At 49.2% G+C, this 915-nt stretch carries 2 protein-coding genes; both read left to right on the top strand.

Features of this window, described 5'->3' with window-relative positions; translation table 11 throughout:
• Window positions 1-632, top strand: a 632-nt coding sequence (locus FFT88_RS25135; protein ID WP_167851632.1) for a 3'-5' exonuclease, incomplete at its 5' end; no start/stop codon positions are given.
• Window positions 633-697: 65 nt separating this feature from the next.
• On the top strand, window positions 698-915 hold a 218-nt coding region (locus tag FFT88_RS25470), incomplete at its 3' end, for a hypothetical protein (RefSeq protein WP_135406031.1).

Raw genomic sequence — 915 nt, 5'->3', positions numbered from 1 at the left:
GGGAGCGGGCCCTGAACTTTTCTCTGGCCAGTGTGGGGATTCAGGCGCAGGGACGCACTTCTGTCCTGCCGGTCAATTACCGTAATCCGAAACGCATTCTGCACTTTGCTTATGCATTCTCCCGCGAGTATTTTGAAAAACATCAGAACCGTGAAATACCGCTCGTTCAGCCACAGGCGGGTGGTGAAGAGGGCACAGAGCCGGAAATCCAGCGTTGTGCTTCTGAACGTGATGAAGCCAGACAGGTTGCAGACTGGCTGGAGAAGCGCCATGTCCTGTGCGGTCACTGGAGTGATATGGCTGTGCTGTGTCCGACAGAGCGTTCAGCGAAACAATTGCAGGACGTTATGACACAACGCGGGGTACCTTTTGCCACCTGTTTTGACAGGGAAGGCAAGAAGGCATACTCGCGACGTAAGGATGTGGTGCACTTACTGACATACCAGAGCAGTAAGGGGCTGGAGTTCCCGTATGTGGCGGTTATCAATGCGTCTTTCGTTCCTTCTGGTGTAGCGGATGAGTCTGAAGTAATTCCGGTGCTTTATGTGGCGTTTACCCGGGCAACCCGTGAATTACTGGTGACCTGTTACCGTGAAAACAGTATCAGTCGTCACCTTGAGGATTTTGCATAATACCGGACCATTTCTTTATTCCGGACTTTCACCATACTGTTATTATCAGGTTTATTTAATTCGCCATGAACCCGTTATTTAACGATATTCAGATGCGTCTTTTTTATCTGAACCACTCTCCGTACTCCTGGCACTGGAATGTCAGATTCAGACCTCAGGAAGCCGTATATATTGGCAGCGATACCTGTCATATCACCATTACCTGTAATCAGTCTGGTTTTCATTTAACCCGGGACGGACAACGGGTATTCACTGAGCGTTATATCAGAAACCTTAATGAGCT

Source organism: Escherichia sp. E4930, from assembly GCF_005845405.1.
Taxonomy (GTDB): domain Bacteria; phylum Pseudomonadota; class Gammaproteobacteria; order Enterobacterales; family Enterobacteriaceae; genus Escherichia.
Note: the sequence above shows the minus strand (reverse complement) of the source record. Positions and strands in the feature narration are given on the sequence as shown.